A 16,475-nucleotide genomic window follows, 5' to 3' on the forward strand; every position below is an offset into this window, starting at 1 on the left:
TCCCGATGCTGCCCGGACCGGCAGTCTCGCCATCCTTCCACGACCGCCCCCGCCGGACGGGGGACGAAGGGCGCGGGGTGACCGGTCCCACACGTACCGCGTGTGACACGTTCGGGTGGCATTCGTGAACACCTCTGTCCAGTACTGGTACGTGTGCCCGATTCTGAATACGCGCGATGCCGTACGCGCGTCACGGGGAAAGTACGGGGAGGCGATCGCGATGCGGTCGGATACGGTGAGGACGGAACTGGCGCTGGAGTTGCTGGTCCACGGCGTCGGCGGGACGACGCCGCAGACGATGCTCAACGACCCGCGCATCACGCGCGTCTGCGGTGACGACACCGCCGGGATCTACCGGCGTGCCGACGACGCCGACGCGGAGCGGCGTCCGCAGGAGTACGGCGAGGGCCCGGTGCCCGACGCCTACTCCTGGTGCAATCTGACGTCCGGGGACGGCAGTCGTGCGCTGTGGCTGCTCCTGCTGCCCTTCATGGTGGCCAACCTGGCGCACTGGATGCGGCCGCCGGTCTCCCGGCCGCGCCTGGACCGGGCGTACGACGTGCTGGTGCGGCTGCTGGCGCTGTCGCTGACGGTGCTGCTGGTGGCGGCGGCCTGCGAGGTCGCGATGGACCTGGTGGCCTGGCAGTGCGCGGGCAACGCGGCCTGTGCGGGCGGGAAGAGCTGGCTGTCGTTCCTCGCCGCCGGCGAGCCGGGGCGCCGGATCGCCGCCGGGGCCGCGCTGCCCGTCGGGCTGACCCTGCTGCTGTGGTGGCTCTCCCGGCGCACCTGGTACGCCTACGAGTCCCAGCGGCCCCTGCCGGGCCCGCATCCGGAAGGGCGGGAGGAGCCGGACGTCACGCCGCTGGCCCGGCGGGGCTTCTGGTACGGGCGGCGGCTGGTCGCCAGGCTCCGTGCGGCCCATACGGCGGCGGGGCTGCTCACGGTCGCGGTCGCCCTGGTCGTCCCGCCGCTCGAAAGGGACATGGACGTCGGCGGGATCCGGATACTCGCCGCGGTCGGCTGGCTGCTGACGGGCGCCCTGGCCGGCTTGACCGTCGCGGCGATCGCCGTGACCTGCGGCATGGGACGCAGCGAGCACGCGCCGGACGAGGCCCTGGATCCACGGCTCGCCCCGGCGATGCTGGGCGGGGCGGCCGCCGCGCTGCTGGCCACGGCCGGATACGCCTGCTGGCACCGGCCGGGATGGAACGCCGGCGGGCGGCTGCCCGCAGGGGAGGCCTTCGGCTGGCTCGCCCTGGCACAGGGGTTGTTGCTCGTGGCGCTGGCGTGCGTCGCGCATCTGATGCACCGCTCCGGCGGCGGGCGGGCGGAGCTGCGAGGTCTCGGCGGGCCGGCGGTGGCCCTGCTCGCGTGCTCGCTCGGCGGGGTGCTCACCGGAGGGATCGCCCAGCGGGTCGCGGACTGGCTGGACCGCGGGGCCACGCCGGGCGGCGGGGACGGAGCCGTCGCCGGGCCGCCCGTGCTGCTGTCCTGGCAGGCATCGGCGATCCCGCTGCTGCTGCTGGTGCTGGCCGTGGTGGTCGTCGCGCGCGGCAGGAGGCTGCTGCGCCGGACGCGGGCGCTGGTGCCGAAGGTGGAGTCCGACTATCCGGGGGAGGAGCACGAGCCGGCGCGCAGCCGCCAGATCGCCCTGGCCCGGGCCAGGGCCGAACTCACCGATCAGGCCGCCCTGTTCATAGGGGTCATCGGGACGGTGGCCTTCCTGCTGGGCGCGGGGGCGCTCGCCGGGGCCTGGCTGAGCGGAGCCGTCCCCGGGCGGGCCGGGGCCGACCCGCCCGGATGGGTGCGCACGGTCGCGGAGACCGCCCAGGCCCTGGGCTCCTGGCTGGTCGGCGCCGGGGTGGTGGCCCTGATCGCGCTCGGCCGCAGGGCCTACCGCGACGCCGGGGCACGCCGCACCGTCGGCATCCTCTGGGACGTCGGCACCTTCTGGCCGCGCGCCGCGCACCCCTTCGCCCCGCCCTGCTACGCCGAGCGCGCGGTGCCGGACCTGACCTGGCGCATGACGACCTGGACGCGGGCCAACCACGGCCGGATCATCCTCTCCGGGCACTCCCAGGGGAGCGTCCTGGCCGCGGCGGCGGTCTGGCAGCTGGATCCGGCGACCCGGGCGCGGATCGCGCTGCTCACCTACGGCTCGCCGCTCGGCCGGTTGTACGGGCGCTGGTTCCCCGCCTACTTCGGGCCCCCCGCGCTGACCTCGCTCCACGGCGAGCTGCATGCCTGGCGCAATCTGTGGCGGCGTACGGATCCGATCGGCGGCCCGGTGCACCTCGATGAGCCCGGGCCACCGGTCGACCGGGCGCCGCTGCCCGATCCTGCTGCGTACGGCCGGACGGAGGAACACCCGCTGCCCGCGCCCCTGCTGACCCACTTCGACTACCAGGCCGACCCGGCCTTCGCGGCCGAGCGCGGTGCGCTGCTCCGCTGGCTGTACCGCAACGTGGAGGGAGTGCTGCCCGGGCAGGGTCAGGGCAGCGGGGGGAGGTCCTCCGGGTAGAGCAACTGCAGCTCCTCGTGGCTGGGCTCGCTGATCCGGGCGAGCCGGCCCGCGTGGCGCTCGACCATGGCCTCGAAGGTCTGCCGCGCGGTGCGGCCGTTACCGAAGGCCGGGCCCTTGGGGATCGCGGTGAAGTACTTGTAGAGCGCCTCGCCGGTGTCCTCCGAGAGCTGGTACTCGTGCTCCTCGGCCTGGGCCCGCACGATCCGCAGCAGCTCGACCGGGGTGTAGTCGTCGAAGGTGATGGTCCGCGAGAAGCGGGAGGCGACACCGGGGTTGGCGGACAGGAAGTGCTCCATCTCCGCGGTGTAGCCCGCGACGATCACCACGACGGCCTCGCGGTGGTCCTCCATCAGCTTCACCAGGGTGTCGATCGACTCCCGGCCGAAGTCCCGGCCGGAGTCCTCGGGGGCCAGGGCGTACGCCTCGTCGATGAAGAGCACCCCGCCGCGGGCGCGTTCGAAGGCCTCCTGGGTGCGGATGGCGGTCGAGCCGATGTGCTCGCCCACCAGGTCGACGCGGGCCACCTCCACCAGGTGGCCGCGCTCCAGCACGCCCAGGGTGGCCAGGATCTCGCCGTAGAGCCGGGCGACGGTCGTCTTGCCCGTGCCGGGGGAGCCGGTGAAGACCAGATGGCGGCGCGGGGAGGGGGCCTTGAGGCCGGCCTCGCGGCGTCTGCGGCCCACCGCGATCAGGTCGATCAGGGAGCGCACCTCACGCTTGACGTTCTCCAGGCCCACCAGCGCGTCGAGTTCGGCCAGCACCTCGTCCGAGGGACGGGTGTCCCCGGCCGGGGCCGGCGCGGGCACGGCCGCGGGCCCGGCGGTGCTGGTCGGCGTCACGGGCAGTCCGCCGAGCAGGCCGAACGACGTGGGCGCGGGCTGCCGCTCACCCGCCGGAGCCGGCACACGCGACGACGGCTCCGGCACGGTGCGGCGCTCACCGCTCTGGTCCCCGGTGCAGTCCTCCGTCACCGGGCCCGGCTCCGCGAACTCGTAACCGCCGCGCGCGCACCGCTCCGTGCGGCAGCGGGTGAGCGTGGAGCGGCAGCCGTCGATGATGTGGAAGCCGTAGCCCCGGCTGCCCGTGACCCGGCAGCCCGTGAAGGTCCCGCGGCCGCCCGCGGAGACGTAGAACCCGGCCTCGGCCGGGTTGGTCACGACACACCGTTCCAGCGTGGGATCGGCCCCCTTGGTGACGATGACCCCGGTCGCCGTGTCGTCGATGGTGCAGGCGGACAGCGTGCCGCCGCTGCCGTGGTCGCGGAACCAGGCACCGGTGGAGGCCTCGCGGATGCGGCAGTCGTCGAGCTGCACGGTGGCGCCGTCGCTGACCGAGACCGCGGTGTTGCGGACCTGGGAGATGTCGCTGTCGACCACGTCGGCGCGCGAGCCCCGGTCGAGCACGAACAAGGCGTCGGGCACGTCGTGCAGGCGGCAGGAGTCGAGGACGGCGGCCGCCCCGTCGCTGACCCAGACCGCCGGGTAGTCGCCCTGGCTGTCGTGGATCTCGCACTGGTTGGCGTCCACCCGGGTGCCCGGGTCCCACACCGACAGGCCGTTGCGGCCGAAGCGCCGCACCGTGGTGCGGGTGAGGGTGAGCACCGAACGGGAGCGCAGGTCCACGGCGTTCTCGGGGATGTCGTGGATGTCGCAGTCGGAGAGGGTCAGGACGGCGTCGGTGTCCAAGGTGATGCCGTCGCCGGTGGTGCGGTGCACCTGGCACTCGGTGAGATGGCCGGCCGCGCGTGAGGCGACCTGTACGCCGGTGCCCTTGACCTCGTACACCTCGCAGCCGACCGCCTCGGCCACGGTGCCCTCACCGGTGAGGGCGAGTCCCGCCCCGGACGCGTTGCGGACCCGGCAGCGTTCCAGCCGCGGGGAGGCTCCGCCGCGTACGGAGATGCCGGTCTGGCCCGCGGCCACGACCTCGCAGTCCTCGAACAGCCCGCCCGCGGCCTCCAGGATGCTGATCCCGAGCCCGGCCGGGTTGTCGACGGTGCAGCGGCGCACGGTCGGCCGCGCCCCGTCGCGGACTTCTATGCCCACCGCGGACCGCGTGCTGACCCGCAGTCCGGTGAGTTCGGGTGCGGCGCCCTCGACCAGGAGGGCGGCGGCGGAGGTGTCCTGCCCCTCGACGGAGAGGTCCTGGACCGTCGCCGCGGCCCGTACGGTCAGCGCGACACCGGCCGGCGGGGCGATGCGGACGGAGCCCGGCCCCTCGGCCGCGCGGAGCGTTATGGCCTTCTCCACGACGAGGTTCTCCCGGTAGGTCCCGGGGTTGACCGAGAGCACGTCGCCCTCGGCGGCCGCATCCAGGGCCGCGGCGAGGCTCTCGTACTCTCCCGTGCGGCGGCGCCACCGCGAGCTGCTGGTGTGCGTCACCTGAACCACGCCCTGTGCCATGGAGATGCTCTGCCCCGTCCTCTTGCACTGCGCCGACCTGGGGGCCTCAACGGTAGCGCGCGCCGGGCGCGCGCCAGCACCCGATGCCGATGGATCACCTGATGGAACCGGGCGGATGAGGCCGATTGCGGATGATCCGTGGCACCGGCGTACGTATCCGGCGTGGTCAGCCGCCCGCCCCGGCGCGGCCCCAGCTCTGCCCGGCCGCGGCCCACTCGCGCTCCCACTCCGCGAGCCTGCGGCGCATCAACTGCCACATGAGCACCTGGCGCCCCATCAACCCCAGCACGCTCGCGGCGAGGAAGGTGCCGATCCCGGCGAGCATCGCATGCGTGGTGGCGGACCGGGTGTCCAGGGGCGGGGGCACGGGCACGGCACCGGACTTGTCGGTCCACATCGTGAGGTGGTCGCCCTTGTCGTGGGTGGCGGCCACGCGCACCTGGGCGGTGTGGACCTGCCCGTCCGGAGCGGTCCAGCGGACCACGGCGTCGCGGCGTTCCTCGCGGACGTGGCCGGACTCGGGGTCGGGGTCGGCGGCCTCGCGCGGCCCGGCCTTGAGCACCAGGGCGCCGACCTCGATGCGGGTGGCGTGCTCGACGCCGACGGTGTGCTGGAGGGAGTGGTCCACGGCCAGCCCGGCGACCAGCCCCGCGGCCGGCGCCCCCAGGACGATGGCGCAGCCCGCCGCGACCCCCGCGCAGGCCTCGAACACGTCGGAACGGCGGCGCAGGCTGTTCTTCCGCCAACGCCACCACCGCACGTGCGTGGCCGCCATCGGGCCGCACCCCCTTCACCGTCCAAGTACCGCACATGGCACGGCACATGCGCGGCATGGACCGAGCGGGAGGGGGCCATCTCACGCCGGCACCCGTCCGGTGCCCGGACCGTGCCGCGGTCTCGGGACGCGTTCACTCCACCATCAACAACGCGTCTCCCACCCGGAGTGTTCCGGGTCGTACGGGCACGAGATTCTGTCCGAAAACCAGTCTGCCCCCGAATCTGCGGTGGCGCGCGAGGGTGCGCAGGGGTTCCCGGCCACGGGCCGCGGTGCGCTGGTCCGTCGTCGTCACCACGCAACGCCCACAGGGCTTCACGACGCGGAATTCGACTTCCCCGATGCGGATCCGGGTCCAGGTGTCCTCGGCCCAGGGACCGGTCCCCGCGATGACGGCGTTGGGACGGAAGCGGTCCATCGGAAGGGGGCCTTCGCCGGGGTGGTCGCCCGCGGCGATCAGCGCGTTGAGGGCGGTCAGCGAGGCCTCGGTCGTCACGAGCAGGGGGAAGCCGTCGGCGAAGCTGACGGTCTCACCGGGGCGCGCGTAGTCCGGGTCGATCGGGCGGCGGCGGGCCGGGTCGTCGAGGTGGACGAGGGTGACCTCCGTGCCCAGGTACGTGCTGAACCAGGCGGCGGCCGCGTCTCCCGCGGGCACGGCCTCCACCTTGTCGCCCCATATGTGCACCGGGACCGTCGTGGACGGTCCCGGTGCGTCGATATCCAGCAACGGCATCCCCGGGGCGGTGAGCAGCAGCCCACCACCGGGGGACGACTCCGCGCGTGCCAGGGCCAGCCGGGGCTGCTCCCGCTGCGTGACGCATCGTCCCGCAGCGTCGGCGAGCATCCACCGGCGGTCTCCGGCGAGCCCCCACGGCTCCACCAGCGCCTCGGACAACCGCTGTCCACCGAGCGACTTGACGGGGTGGACGTGCAGTGAGCTGAGGCGCGGTGTCGGCGTCGGAGTCGTCATTCCGCCATCGTGCCAGGCGGCGCCGTCACCCGTCGGCGGGGACCGGGCCGCCCGCCGGCGTCAGCCGGAGTAGTAGCCCTGGCCGAGGTTGCGCCGCTGGTACGGCTGCTCGTCGTAGCCGCTGGGCGCCACGGGGCGCGGCGGCGCCGGACGCGGCGCGGCGGCGGGGCGCACCTGCTCGTAGCCGGCCGGGCCCTGGTACTGCTGCGGGGCCTGCTGCGCCTGGTACCCGCCGTTGAAGGCGGCGGGCCGGGGCGCGGTGGCCTGCTGCGGGATGTAGGGCGCCGGCGCCTGCTGCAGCTGGGGCTGCTGGTAGCCGGGCGCCGAGTAGCCGGAGTACGACGGCGTGCTCGGCGCGGAGGAGTACTGCGAGGGGCCGGGCGGCAGCGCGGGGAGCGCGGCCGGCAGGGCCGGGAGATTGCTGCCGGTGTCGTACGCGGACGGTACGCGGATCGGCGCGATCTGAGGGGTGCCCCGCTCTGCGACCAGGCTGTCGTAGATGGGGGTGTCGGGGAAGAACGGCGACGTGTAGTAGCCACCGCCGTAAGAACCGCGGGGGGAGGTCATAGCCCATAAGTTAAGCCCACGATGTGCTGGTTGGGGAGACCGATTAGCAGGTCATTTCATGTGCAGCGAGTGACGGCTGACCCCTATTGCGAGCGAATCGGAGGAAATCGGTCCGTGGCCGCCGTTCGGATCGCGTAAAGGCGCTGGGCCTGGGGCATTACCGCTCGTCACGCAGGAACACGGGCGCGGGGAAGCACCCGGCCGGGTGGTGCCGGAGGGTGACGGGACCGGCACTCTCGCGCACCAACAGGTCACCCGCACGAAGGAGGAACGCGGCGTTTCCGTGACTCCGGCGAACTTCGTCCCGGGAGGCCCCCGATATGCCACAGTGGGCCATGCGCGTCGCCATGCTTTTCGGGCAGAACCGGCCGGCGCGGCCGGAGGAATGGCACAAGGCCGCTGCGACCGTCGCCGACGTGGTCGACGTGGTGGCCGTCCGCGAGTTGACCCTGCCCGCCGTCCGCGGGGTCCCCTACGCCGGCCGCGACCCCGAGCGGCCGCACCACTACCAGGTCGCCGTCCCCCACGGCGGCGCCGTGGCGCGCCGGATCACCGCGGGCCGCGTCGAGGGCGTGCTGCGCCACGAAGCGGCCGAGTGCGGCCGGTTCGACCTCATCCACGGCCATGTGCCCGGCGCCGGGGGACTGCTGCCCCGGCTCGCACGGACCGCGGGGCTGCCCTACGTGCTGAGCGAGGACGACCCGTCACTGTTGGGCCACCCCACGCGCCCGCTCCCCGGTCTTCCCGCGCGGCGGTCCCGCGCGCGGATCTACCGCGAGGCCGCCGCCGTCCTCGCGGTCAGCGACGCACTGCTGCTGCGGCTCGGGGAACTCCGCCTCCCGGGCCGGCACCGCCTCGTGCCGCACCCGGTCGGCCCCGAGGCACTGCCGCCGGTGCCCGCCCGCACCCGGATCAGCCAGGACCCGGTGCGGGTGGCGGCCGCCGGGCGCTTCGAGGCGCACGAGGGCTGGGAGGTGCTGGTGCGCGCCTTCGCCGGCGCCCGGGTCAAGGACCCGCGGCTGCGGCTGGACGTCATCGCCGAGGGGTCCGCCGAACTCCCCGGCGACGTGCGCGAGCTGATACGCAAGTGCGGAGTGGCCCACTTCGTCACGGTGCGCCGGGCCCGCGGCCGCGCCGAGGCGCTGCACACCGTCGCGCACGCCGACCTCTTCCTCGTCGCGAGTCATGTGGAGAGCTTCTGCGTGCGCGCCCTGGACGCGCTCTGCTGCGGCACCCCCGTCGTCGGCACCCGCACCGGCGCGCTCCCCGAACTCGTCGGGCACGACGGCGGGGTGCTCGCCCCACCCGGTGACGCCCCCGCACTCGGCCGGGCGCTGGTGGAGGCCGCCGCCCGGTTGTCGGCACGCCGTCCCGCGGCCCTCGCCGACCGCACCCGGCGCCGCTACGGCACGGCAGCCGTCGGCGCCCGGCTCGCCGTCGTCTACGCCGAGGCGTCGTCGGGCCGCGGCCGCGTATAGGTGCGGCCCTTCCACGCGGCCCCACGGCCCCGGCCGTGCTGCACCGCCGAGTCGACCGTCATCAGCAGGTAGAGGACGGCCGTGAACGGCAGCAGCAACGCCGGCCACGGCGGCAGCCGGTAGTAGCGGAGCATCGGTAGGTAGGTGCCGCACATCAGGGCCCACGCCGCCGCGCCCGCCGCGCACAGCGAGCGGTCACCGGTGACCGCCCCGCCGATCGTGGCGAGCGGCGGGAGCACGTACACCAGCAGCAGGCCGAGCACCGTGCCGGCGAGGAGGACCGCGCTGTGCCGCAGCTGCGCGTACGCGCTGCGCGAGACCATCCGCCACAGCTCGGCGAGGCCCGGGTAGGGGCGGACGCTGTCGACCTCATCGGCCAGGCCCAGCCAGATCCGCCCGCCGGACCGTTTGACGGCGCGGGCCAGCGCCACGTCGTCGATCACCGCGTGCCGGATCGTGTCGGGCACGCCCGCCCGCTCCACCGCCGTGCGGCGGATCAGCACGCATCCGCCGGCGGCCGCGGCGGTCCTGGCACGCGGCCGGTTCACCCGGCGGAACGGGTACAGCTGCGCGAAGAAGTAGACGAAGGCGGGGACGATCAGCCGCTCCCAGGCCGTGGCGACCCGCAGCCGGGCCATCTGCGACACCATGTCCAGGTCGCCTGCCTGCGCCGCGGCCACCAGGTGGCGCAGCGATTCGGGGCCGTGCGCGATGTCGGCGTCCGTCAGCAGCAGGAACTCCGGGCCGCCGGACGCGGTGGCCACCTCGATGCCGTGGCGCACCGCCCACAGCTTCCCCGTCCAGCCCTCCGGCACGGACCCCGGCGTCACCACGCGCAGCGGCAGCCCGTCCACCCGGACCGCCAGCGCACGGGCCAGTTCCCCGGTGCCGTCGCTGCTGCCGTCGTCCACCAGGACCACCTCGGCGCGTCCCGGGTAGCGCTGCGCCAGGACGCTCGGCAGGCTCCGCGGCAGCACCTCCGCCTCGTCCCGCGCCGGGACGACCACCGCCACGTCCGGCCACTCCCGGGGCTCCGCCGCGACGGCAGGCAGCCGCACGTCCGTGCGCCAGAACGCCCCCTGCGCCAGCAGCAGCCACACCCACGACAGCAACGACACCATGGTCACCCACGTCAGCCACGTCACCCCCGCAGTCTGCCGCCGTCGCCCTCCCGCGTGCGTCATTTCCCCCGGTACGGCCGCAGAGCGGGCCGACAATCGCATCGCGTAGGGTTGTCCCCCGTGAAGATCGCGCTGATGGACTCCGGTATCGGCCTGCTCGCTGCGGCCGCGGCCATCCGCCGGCTGCGGCCGGACGCGGACCTGGTGCTCTCCAGCGACCCCGACGGCATGCCCTGGGGTCCGCGCACCCCCGAGGACGTCACCGCGCACGCCCTGGCCTGCGCCCTCGCCGCCGCCGAGCACCGGCCGGAAGCGCTGATCGTGGCCTGCAACACCGCCTCGGTGCACGCCCTGCCCGCGCTGCGCGCGGCGCTCGAACCCGGCATCCCGGTCGTCGGCACCGTCCCGGCGATCAAGCCCGCCGCGGCCGGGGCCCGCAAGGTCGCGATCTGGGCGACCCCGGCGACCACCGGGAGCCCCTACCAGCGCGGGCTGATCGAGGAATTCGGCAACGGCGCCGAGATCACCGAGGTGCCGTGTCCCGGCCTCGCCGACGCCGTCGACCGGGCCGACGAGGCCGCGACCGCCACCGCCATCGCCGCCGCGGCCGCGCTCACCCCCTCCGACGTGGAGGCGGTCGTCCTCGGCTGCACCCACTACGAGCTGGTCGCCGACCGCATCCTGTCCGCCCTGGCCGGTCCCGCCCGGCTGTACGGCTCGGCGGACGCCGTCGCCGCCCAGACCCTGCGGCGGATCGGCGCCGAGCCGCGCCCGGACGCGGCGTCCACCGGGAGCCTCGCGGTGATCCTCAGCGGACAGGCGGGCGCCGTCACGCCCGAGGCGCTGGCCTACGCCGAGGGCCGCTCCCTCGACGCCGGAGTGACCCCCGCCACGGCCGAGGCGCGCTGACACCGCCCGGACGCGCCCCCGGGCGGCGTCCCCCCCATTTCCCCTCCGTGGAACGGTGCCAACTCGTCGTGGGATGAGTAGGCTGCGGACTATGACGGACGCGCAGCGTGACGACGCGCGTACATCCCAGGTGTGGACCGGCCACGCGAGCAACCGCTTCCAGTGGCTGCTGGCGGCCGCGGGAGCGGCCTGCATGGCGCTCGGCATCGAGCTCGCCGTGGCCTCGCCCTACACCTCGGGCACGGTGCCGCTGGTCATGTCGGTCGTGGGCTGCATCGCAGCGGGGCTGCTGGTGCTGTTCGGAACGGTCGCGTTCACGCACGTCCGCGTGAACGTGGACCGCGAGGGGCTCCAGGTGCTCTGCGGCCACATCGGCGTGCCCCGCCGGCGATTCCGGTGGGAGGAGATCAACGACGCGCACCTCGCCCCCGTCGTCAGCCCCCGCCACTGGGGCGGCTGGGGCTACCGCTGGCGGCCGGAACAGGGCACCGCGGTCGTGGTCCGCCGCGGGCCCGGTGTCGTCATCGACCTCGGCAACGGCCGGCACTTCACCGTCACCGTGGACGACGCCGAGGGCGCCGTCCGGGCCATCCGCAGCCGGCTGAGCCTGCGCCCGTAGCCGCCGGGCGGAGGCCGCGCCCGTAGCCACCGAGGGCTTCGGGCGCGGCCCCTCACGGCCGACGTGGCTACGACCAGCGCGCCGTCACCCGTCCGGTTCCCGCGGCGCACGTCAGGAGCACGCCCAGCCCGGTGCGCTCGGCCGACGTGGCGCCCTCGGCCCCGTCCGTGTCGTCCGCGCCGACGAGCAGGACGTTCCACGGCGTGGCCGGCGGGCGCTCGCCCCGGGCCTCGACCGTGACCGTGTCACCCGTACGGCTTACCCGGAAGACGGCGGCCGCCGTGCCGTCCGGTGCGGGCACGGTGGCGATCGTCTCGCCGCCGTCGGCCGGGGCGTGCACCCGCAGGGTGACGCCGTCGGCCCAGTCGTACTCCGGGCCCTCCTCAAAGGCGCCGAACGGCACGACCGAGCCGGGCCTCGCCAGCAGCGGGAGCGTGTCGAAACCGTGCGTCTCGCGCCGCCAGCCCGGTCCCTCGACGCGCTCGCCGGTCAGCAGGTGCGTCCACGTGCCGGCCGGGACGTAGTACTCGACCCCGCCGTCCGCGCTGAGGACCGGAGCGACCAGCACGTCGTCGCCGAGCATGTACTGCCGGTCGAGGTGGTGGCAGGCGGGGTCGTCGGGGAACTCGAGCACCATCGCCCGCATCATCGGAGTGCCCTGGTCACGGGCCTGCAGTGCGGCCCGGTACAGGTACGGCATGAGGCGGTTCTTCAGGCGGGTGAAGTCGCGGGTGACGGCGACGGCCTCGTCGCCGAACTCCCAGGGCACGCGGTAGGACCTGCTGCCGTGCAGCCGGCTGTGCGAGGACAGCAGGCCGAACTGCACCCAGCGCTTGAACAGCGCCGGGTCCGGCGTCCCCTCGAAGCCGCCGATGTCGTGGCTCCAGAAGCCGAAGCCCGACAGGCCGAGCGACAGACCACCGCGCAGGCTGTCCGCCATCGCCGTGAACGTCGACTCGCAGTCACCGCCCCAGTGCACCGGGAACTGCTGCCCGCCCGCGGTGGCCGAGCGGGCGAAGAGCACCGCCTCGCCCTCGCCGCGCTCCTCGCGCAGCAGGTCGAAGACGACCTGGTTGTACAGTTGCGCGTAGTAGTTGTGCATGCGCTCCGGGTCGGAGCCGTCGTGCCACACCACGTCGACCGGGATGCGCTCGCCGAAGTCGGTCTTGAAGACGTCGACGCCCTGCCGCAGCAGCGCGCGCAGCTTCCCCGCGTACCAGGCGCGGGCCGCGGGGTTGGTGAAGTCGACCAGCGCCATCCCTGGCTGCCACAGGTCCCACTGCCACACGTCGCCGTTCGGCCGCATGACGAGGTAGCCCTCGCGCATGCCCTCCGCGAAGAGCGCGGACTTCTGCGCGATGTAGGGGTTGATCCAGGCGGAGACGCGCAGCCCGCGCTCCTTGAGACGGGCGAGCATGCCCTCGGGGTCGGGGAAGACCTCCGCGTCCCAGGTGAAGTCGCTCCACTGGTACTCGCGCATCCAGAAGCAGTCGAAGTGGAAGACGCTCAGCGGGATCCCGCGGTCCGCCATCCCCTGCACGAAGTGGCTGACGGTCGCCTCGTCGTAGGAGGTGGTGAAGGAGGTCGACAGCCACAGGCCGAACGACCAGGCCGGCGGCAGCGCGGGGCGGCCGGTGAGGGCCGTGTAGCGGGCCAGGATTTCCTTCGGGGTGGATCCGTGGACGACGAAGTACTCCAGCGACTGGTCCTCGACGCTGAACTGCACCTGGTCGACCACCTCGGAGCCGACCTCGTACGAGACCTTGCCGGGGTGGTTGACGAAGACGCCGTAGCCGCGGTTGGTGAGGTGGAACGGGACGTTCTTGTAGGCCTGCTCGCTGATCGTGCCGCCGTCCGCCTGCCAGATGTCCACGGTCTGGCCGTTCTTCACGAACGGGGTGAAGCGTTCGCCCAGGCCGTACACCAGCTCACCGACCCCGAGCGACAGCTGGGCCACCATGAAGTGCCGGTCGTCGGCGTCGGTGACGAAGCCCGCGCCGCGGGCGCCGGCCGAGGTGAGGACACGGCCGCCCGCGGTGAAGTCCAGCCGCCACGGGGCGGAGGTGTCGACGCGCAGCGTCAGTTCGCCCGAGGTCAGCTCGAGCACCGAGCCGTCGCGGGCGGTCTTCCCCGTGCCGCCGTCGCCGGCGCCGGCCAGGCCGAACTCCGGGCCGCGGCGGGCCTTCCCGGCGTGGTGGGTGGTGCGCACGCCGATCACGCCCTCGGCGGGGGACCAGCACTCGACCGTCAGCAGCGGGCTGTTGAGCGTGTCGCCGCGCTGCCGCACCGGCTTCACCGGCGCGTGGAGGACGATCCGGTCGTCCGCGACCGAGGCGTCGGCGACGGAGGCCGCGTACTTCGCCGTGACGCCCGGGCGCATCATCCAGAAGCCGTCGGTGAACTTCACGACCGCTCCTGCCGTCCCGCCCGGTGGGCGCCGATCAGGTCCCGGTACCAGCCGTAACTGGCCTTGGGCGTGCGCTTGGCGCCGTTGTCGTAGTCGACGTGCACGATGCCGAAGCGCTGGCCGTAGCCCCGGGCCCACTCGAAGTTGTCCAGCAGCGACCAGACGTAGTAGCCGCGCACGTCCACACCCGCGTCCATCGCGGCGAGGAGCGCGTGGAGGTGGTCGCGGAGGTAGGCCACGCGGTCGGCGTCGTCGACGCGGCCGTCGGGGGAGAGGACGTCGGCCTCGGCCGAGCCGTTCTCCGTGATGAAGGCGGGCGGCAGCGACGGGTAACGCTCCTTGAGCTCCAGCAGCAGCGCCGTGAAGGACTCGGGCACGACGGGCCAGCCCATGGTGGTGTGCCGCGTCCCGTAGGGGTCGGTCTCCCGCACACCGATGTCGACGGCGGTACGGCGGGCCGGGTCGGCCTCGCGGTGCGGGGCGTCGGTGACGGTGAGGGGGCGGTAGAAGTTGAGGCCCACGAAGTCCAGCGGGGCCCCGATGACCTCGAGGTCGCCCTCGCGGCGGTACGAGCCGTCGGCGAGCGCGCCCCAGGTCTCGGCCTCGCCGGTGGGGTAGCGGCCCGAGAACAGTGGCTCGGTCCACGTGTCGTTGTGCAGCGTCACGGCCCGGCGCAGCGCGGCCTGGTCCGCGGCGGAGTCGCTCGCCGCCTCGATGCGGTCGAGGTTGAGGGTGATGCCGACCTCGCGGGCGCCCGCCTCGCGCAGGGCGCGCACGGCCAGGCCGTGGGCGAGCAGCAGGTGGTGGGCGGCGGCCAGCGCGCCGGTGCTTTCCTGCGCGCCGGGGGCGTGCCGGCCCTCGGCGTAGCCGACGAAGGCCGAGCAGTAGGGCTCGTTGAGGGTGATCCAGCGCTCGACGCGGTCCCCGAGCCGCTCGGCGACTGCGGCCGTGTACGCGGCGAAGGCCTCGGCCGTCGCGCGGTTGCGCCAGCCGCCCTCGTCCTCCAGGGCCTGGGGGAGGTCCCAGTGGTAGAGGGTCACGGCGGGGGAGATGCCGGCGGCGAGCAGGTCGTCGGTGAGGCGGTCGTAGAAGTCCAGGCCCTTGCCGTTGACCGCGCCGCGGCCCTGCGGGACGACGCGCGGCCAGGCGACGGAGAAGCGGTAGGAGTCGACGCCCAGGTCGGAGAGGAGGCGTACGTCCTCGGCGTGCCGGTGGTAGTGGTCGCAGGCCACGTCACCGGTGGCGCCCTCGGCGGTGCGGCCCGGGGTGTGGCTGAAGGTGTCCCAGATGGACGGCCCGCGGCCGTCCTCGTCGTGGGCACCCTCGATCTGGTACGCGGCGGTGGCGGCGCCGAAACGGAAACCGGGCGGGAAGACCGGGAAATCGGTGGGCATGGGGGAGTGCTCCCTGGCTGGGTGAGTGGCGGGTACGTGGAACGGGACGGTGGGAACGGAGGGCGCCGGGTCTTCCGGGGCCGGGTTCAGGCGCCGGCCGTGCGCGGGCGGGGCGGGGCGATCAGCGGGCCCGGCACGAGCGCCGGGGGGATCAGCCGGTGCCCCGGCGGCGTGGGTGGCGTGCCCTGCGCGTGGGCGGCGATGGCCTCCACGGCGAGCCGTGTCACCTCGGCGGACATCTCGGGGACGGGCAGTTCGATGCGCGGCAGGTCCTGACCGCCCACGTCGTCGGGGAGGTTGCCGACCGCCACGACCGCCAGGTCCTCGGGCACCCGCAGCCCCTCCGCCGCCACGGCGGCGAGGACGTGCGGGAGCGCCGCCACGTGCTGCACCACCAGGGCGGTCGGCGGGCGCTCGCCGTGCAGCAGGGTGCCGATGCGCCGCGCGAGCCGCGCCATGTCCCCGGTCGACTGGTGCACGCGCACGTCGGCCCCGGTCTCCGGCGCCGCGCGGCGGGCTCCGGCCACGCCCCGGATCGCGTAGCCGCGCCGCGCCTGGATCTCGCGCTCGGTGGTGGCCAGGTACGCGATGTCCCGGTGGCCGGCGGCGGCGACCTCGTGGACGGCGAGGGCGGCGGCCGCCTCCCAGTCCAGATCGGTCCACGGCAGCGCGGTGTCGTCGGCGGACCGCCCCAGCAGCGCCGTGGGGAAGCCGAGTTCGAGCATGGCCGCGATGCGCGGATCCTCCATCTCGACGGCCATCAGGATCGCGGCGTCCGCCTGGCCGCCGCGCGCGATGCGGCGCAGCCCCGGCACGCCTTCCCGCGCGGTCATGAGCAGGACGTCGTAACCGTGGGCGCGGGCCGCGTCGCTGATGTAGATGGCGAATTGCCCGTCGACCGCCCGGTAGCCGCCCGCCACGCGGGGGAACGCCAGTGCCAGCACGTTGGTGCGCGCGCTGCGCAGCGTGCGGGCGCTCGCGCGCGGGTGGTAGCCGAGCTCGTCGATCGCCTGCTGCACGGTGCGGCGGGTGTCCTCGGAGATCTTGCGCGAGCCGCTCAGAACGTACGACACGGTGCTCGGCGCGACCCCGGCGCGCTCGGCGACGTCCTTGATCGTGGTCATGCGGCTCCTTCGCGACCCGTGTGCCGGGTTGTCGAATCGATTCGTCGAATCGATTCACCACTACGGAGCACGATGCTATGTCGGCCCCCCGGGGTGAGGCAATGGCCCCCGCCCCGTCGTGCCGGTGTGTGACCCAGGCCGCGAGCCGGGGAGGGCCGGTGCGGGCGGCAGCGACGGGACGCCGG

12 protein-coding genes are annotated in these 16,475 nt (G+C 74.3%); 4 read left to right on the top strand and 8 right to left on the bottom strand.

The annotated features are described in order from the left end of the window. The first annotated feature begins 220 nt into the window (after positions 1 to 220). On the top strand, positions 221 to 2,521 hold the full coding sequence (locus ACFYYN_RS27525; protein ID WP_500547902.1) for a hypothetical protein: 2,301 nt from the start codon (positions 221 to 223) through the stop codon (positions 2,519 to 2,521). Here ACFYYN_RS27525 and ACFYYN_RS27530 read toward each other — a convergent pair. The 4 genes from ACFYYN_RS27530 to ACFYYN_RS27545 all read right to left on the bottom strand — a co-directional run bounded on the left by ACFYYN_RS27530 (position 2,491) and on the right by ACFYYN_RS27545 (position 7,238). After that, positions 2,491 to 4,926 (bottom strand): right-handed parallel beta-helix repeat-containing protein, encoded by a 2,436-nt coding sequence (locus ACFYYN_RS27530; protein WP_500547903.1) that lies wholly within the window; start codon positions 4,924 to 4,926, stop codon positions 2,491 to 2,493. The genes ACFYYN_RS27525 and ACFYYN_RS27530 overlap by 31 nt on opposite strands. 166 nt (positions 4,927 to 5,092) lie before the next feature. Next, on the bottom strand, positions 5,093 to 5,701 hold the full coding sequence (locus ACFYYN_RS27535; RefSeq protein ID WP_500357480.1) for an Rv1733c family protein: 609 nt from the start codon (positions 5,699 to 5,701) through the stop codon (positions 5,093 to 5,095). A 133-nt stretch (positions 5,702 to 5,834) separates the two neighbouring features. Continuing rightward, positions 5,835 to 6,671 (bottom strand): MOSC domain-containing protein, encoded by an 837-nt coding sequence (locus tag ACFYYN_RS27540; RefSeq protein ID WP_500547904.1) that lies wholly within the window; start codon positions 6,669 to 6,671, stop codon positions 5,835 to 5,837. Between the two features lie 60 nt (positions 6,672 to 6,731). Continuing rightward, entirely contained in the window at positions 6,732 to 7,238 is a 507-nt protein-coding gene (locus ACFYYN_RS27545) for a DUF6643 family protein (RefSeq protein WP_500357479.1), read from the bottom strand. A gap of 320 nt (positions 7,239 to 7,558) precedes the next feature. Between ACFYYN_RS27545 and ACFYYN_RS27550 the strand changes: the two genes are divergently transcribed. Further along, complete coding sequence (locus ACFYYN_RS27550; protein ID WP_500547905.1) at positions 7,559 to 8,716, top strand: glycosyltransferase; 1,158 nt, start codon at positions 7,559 to 7,561, stop codon at positions 8,714 to 8,716. Here the strand turns inward: ACFYYN_RS27550 and ACFYYN_RS27555 are convergent. After that, the gene (locus ACFYYN_RS27555; RefSeq protein ID WP_500547992.1) at positions 8,680 to 9,837 is read right to left on the bottom strand and encodes a glycosyltransferase; all 1,158 of its coding nucleotides are present in this window, start codon (positions 9,835 to 9,837) and stop codon (positions 8,680 to 8,682) included. The two genes, ACFYYN_RS27550 and ACFYYN_RS27555, sit on opposite strands and share 37 nt — an antisense overlap. A 120-nt stretch (positions 9,838 to 9,957) precedes the next feature. Here ACFYYN_RS27555 and ACFYYN_RS27560 point away from each other — a divergent pair, with 120 nt between their 5' ends. After that, complete coding sequence (locus ACFYYN_RS27560; RefSeq protein ID WP_500547906.1) at positions 9,958 to 10,746, top strand: glutamate racemase; 789 nt, start codon at positions 9,958 to 9,960, stop codon at positions 10,744 to 10,746. Between the two features lie 91 nt (positions 10,747 to 10,837). After that, the gene (locus ACFYYN_RS27565) at positions 10,838 to 11,365 is read left to right on the top strand and encodes a hypothetical protein (protein ID WP_499510680.1); all 528 of its coding nucleotides are present in this window, start codon (positions 10,838 to 10,840) and stop codon (positions 11,363 to 11,365) included. Positions 11,366 to 11,432: 67 nt separating this feature from the next. On the opposite strand, the gene yicI is transcribed toward ACFYYN_RS27565, so the two are convergent. From yicI to ACFYYN_RS27580, 3 genes are all read right to left on the bottom strand, one after another. Then, positions 11,433 to 13,772 (bottom strand): alpha-xylosidase, encoded by a 2,340-nt coding sequence (yicI, locus tag ACFYYN_RS27570; RefSeq protein ID WP_500547907.1) that lies wholly within the window; start codon positions 13,770 to 13,772, stop codon positions 11,433 to 11,435. Next, a complete protein-coding gene (locus ACFYYN_RS27575; protein WP_500547908.1) occupies positions 13,769 to 15,166 on the bottom strand; it encodes a GH1 family beta-glucosidase in 1,398 nt (465 codons plus the stop codon). The genes yicI and ACFYYN_RS27575 overlap by 4 nt, the downstream gene beginning before the upstream one ends. A gap of 86 nt (positions 15,167 to 15,252) precedes the next feature. Continuing rightward, on the bottom strand, positions 15,253 to 16,290 hold the full coding sequence (locus tag ACFYYN_RS27580) for a LacI family DNA-binding transcriptional regulator (RefSeq protein WP_500547909.1): 1,038 nt from the start codon (positions 16,288 to 16,290) through the stop codon (positions 15,253 to 15,255). Positions 16,291 to 16,475 lie beyond the last annotated feature (185 nt).

The sequence above is a fragment of the Streptomyces sp. NPDC001902 genome (assembly GCF_042891295.1).
Classification (GTDB): Bacteria; Actinomycetota; Actinomycetes; order Streptomycetales; family Streptomycetaceae; genus Actinacidiphila.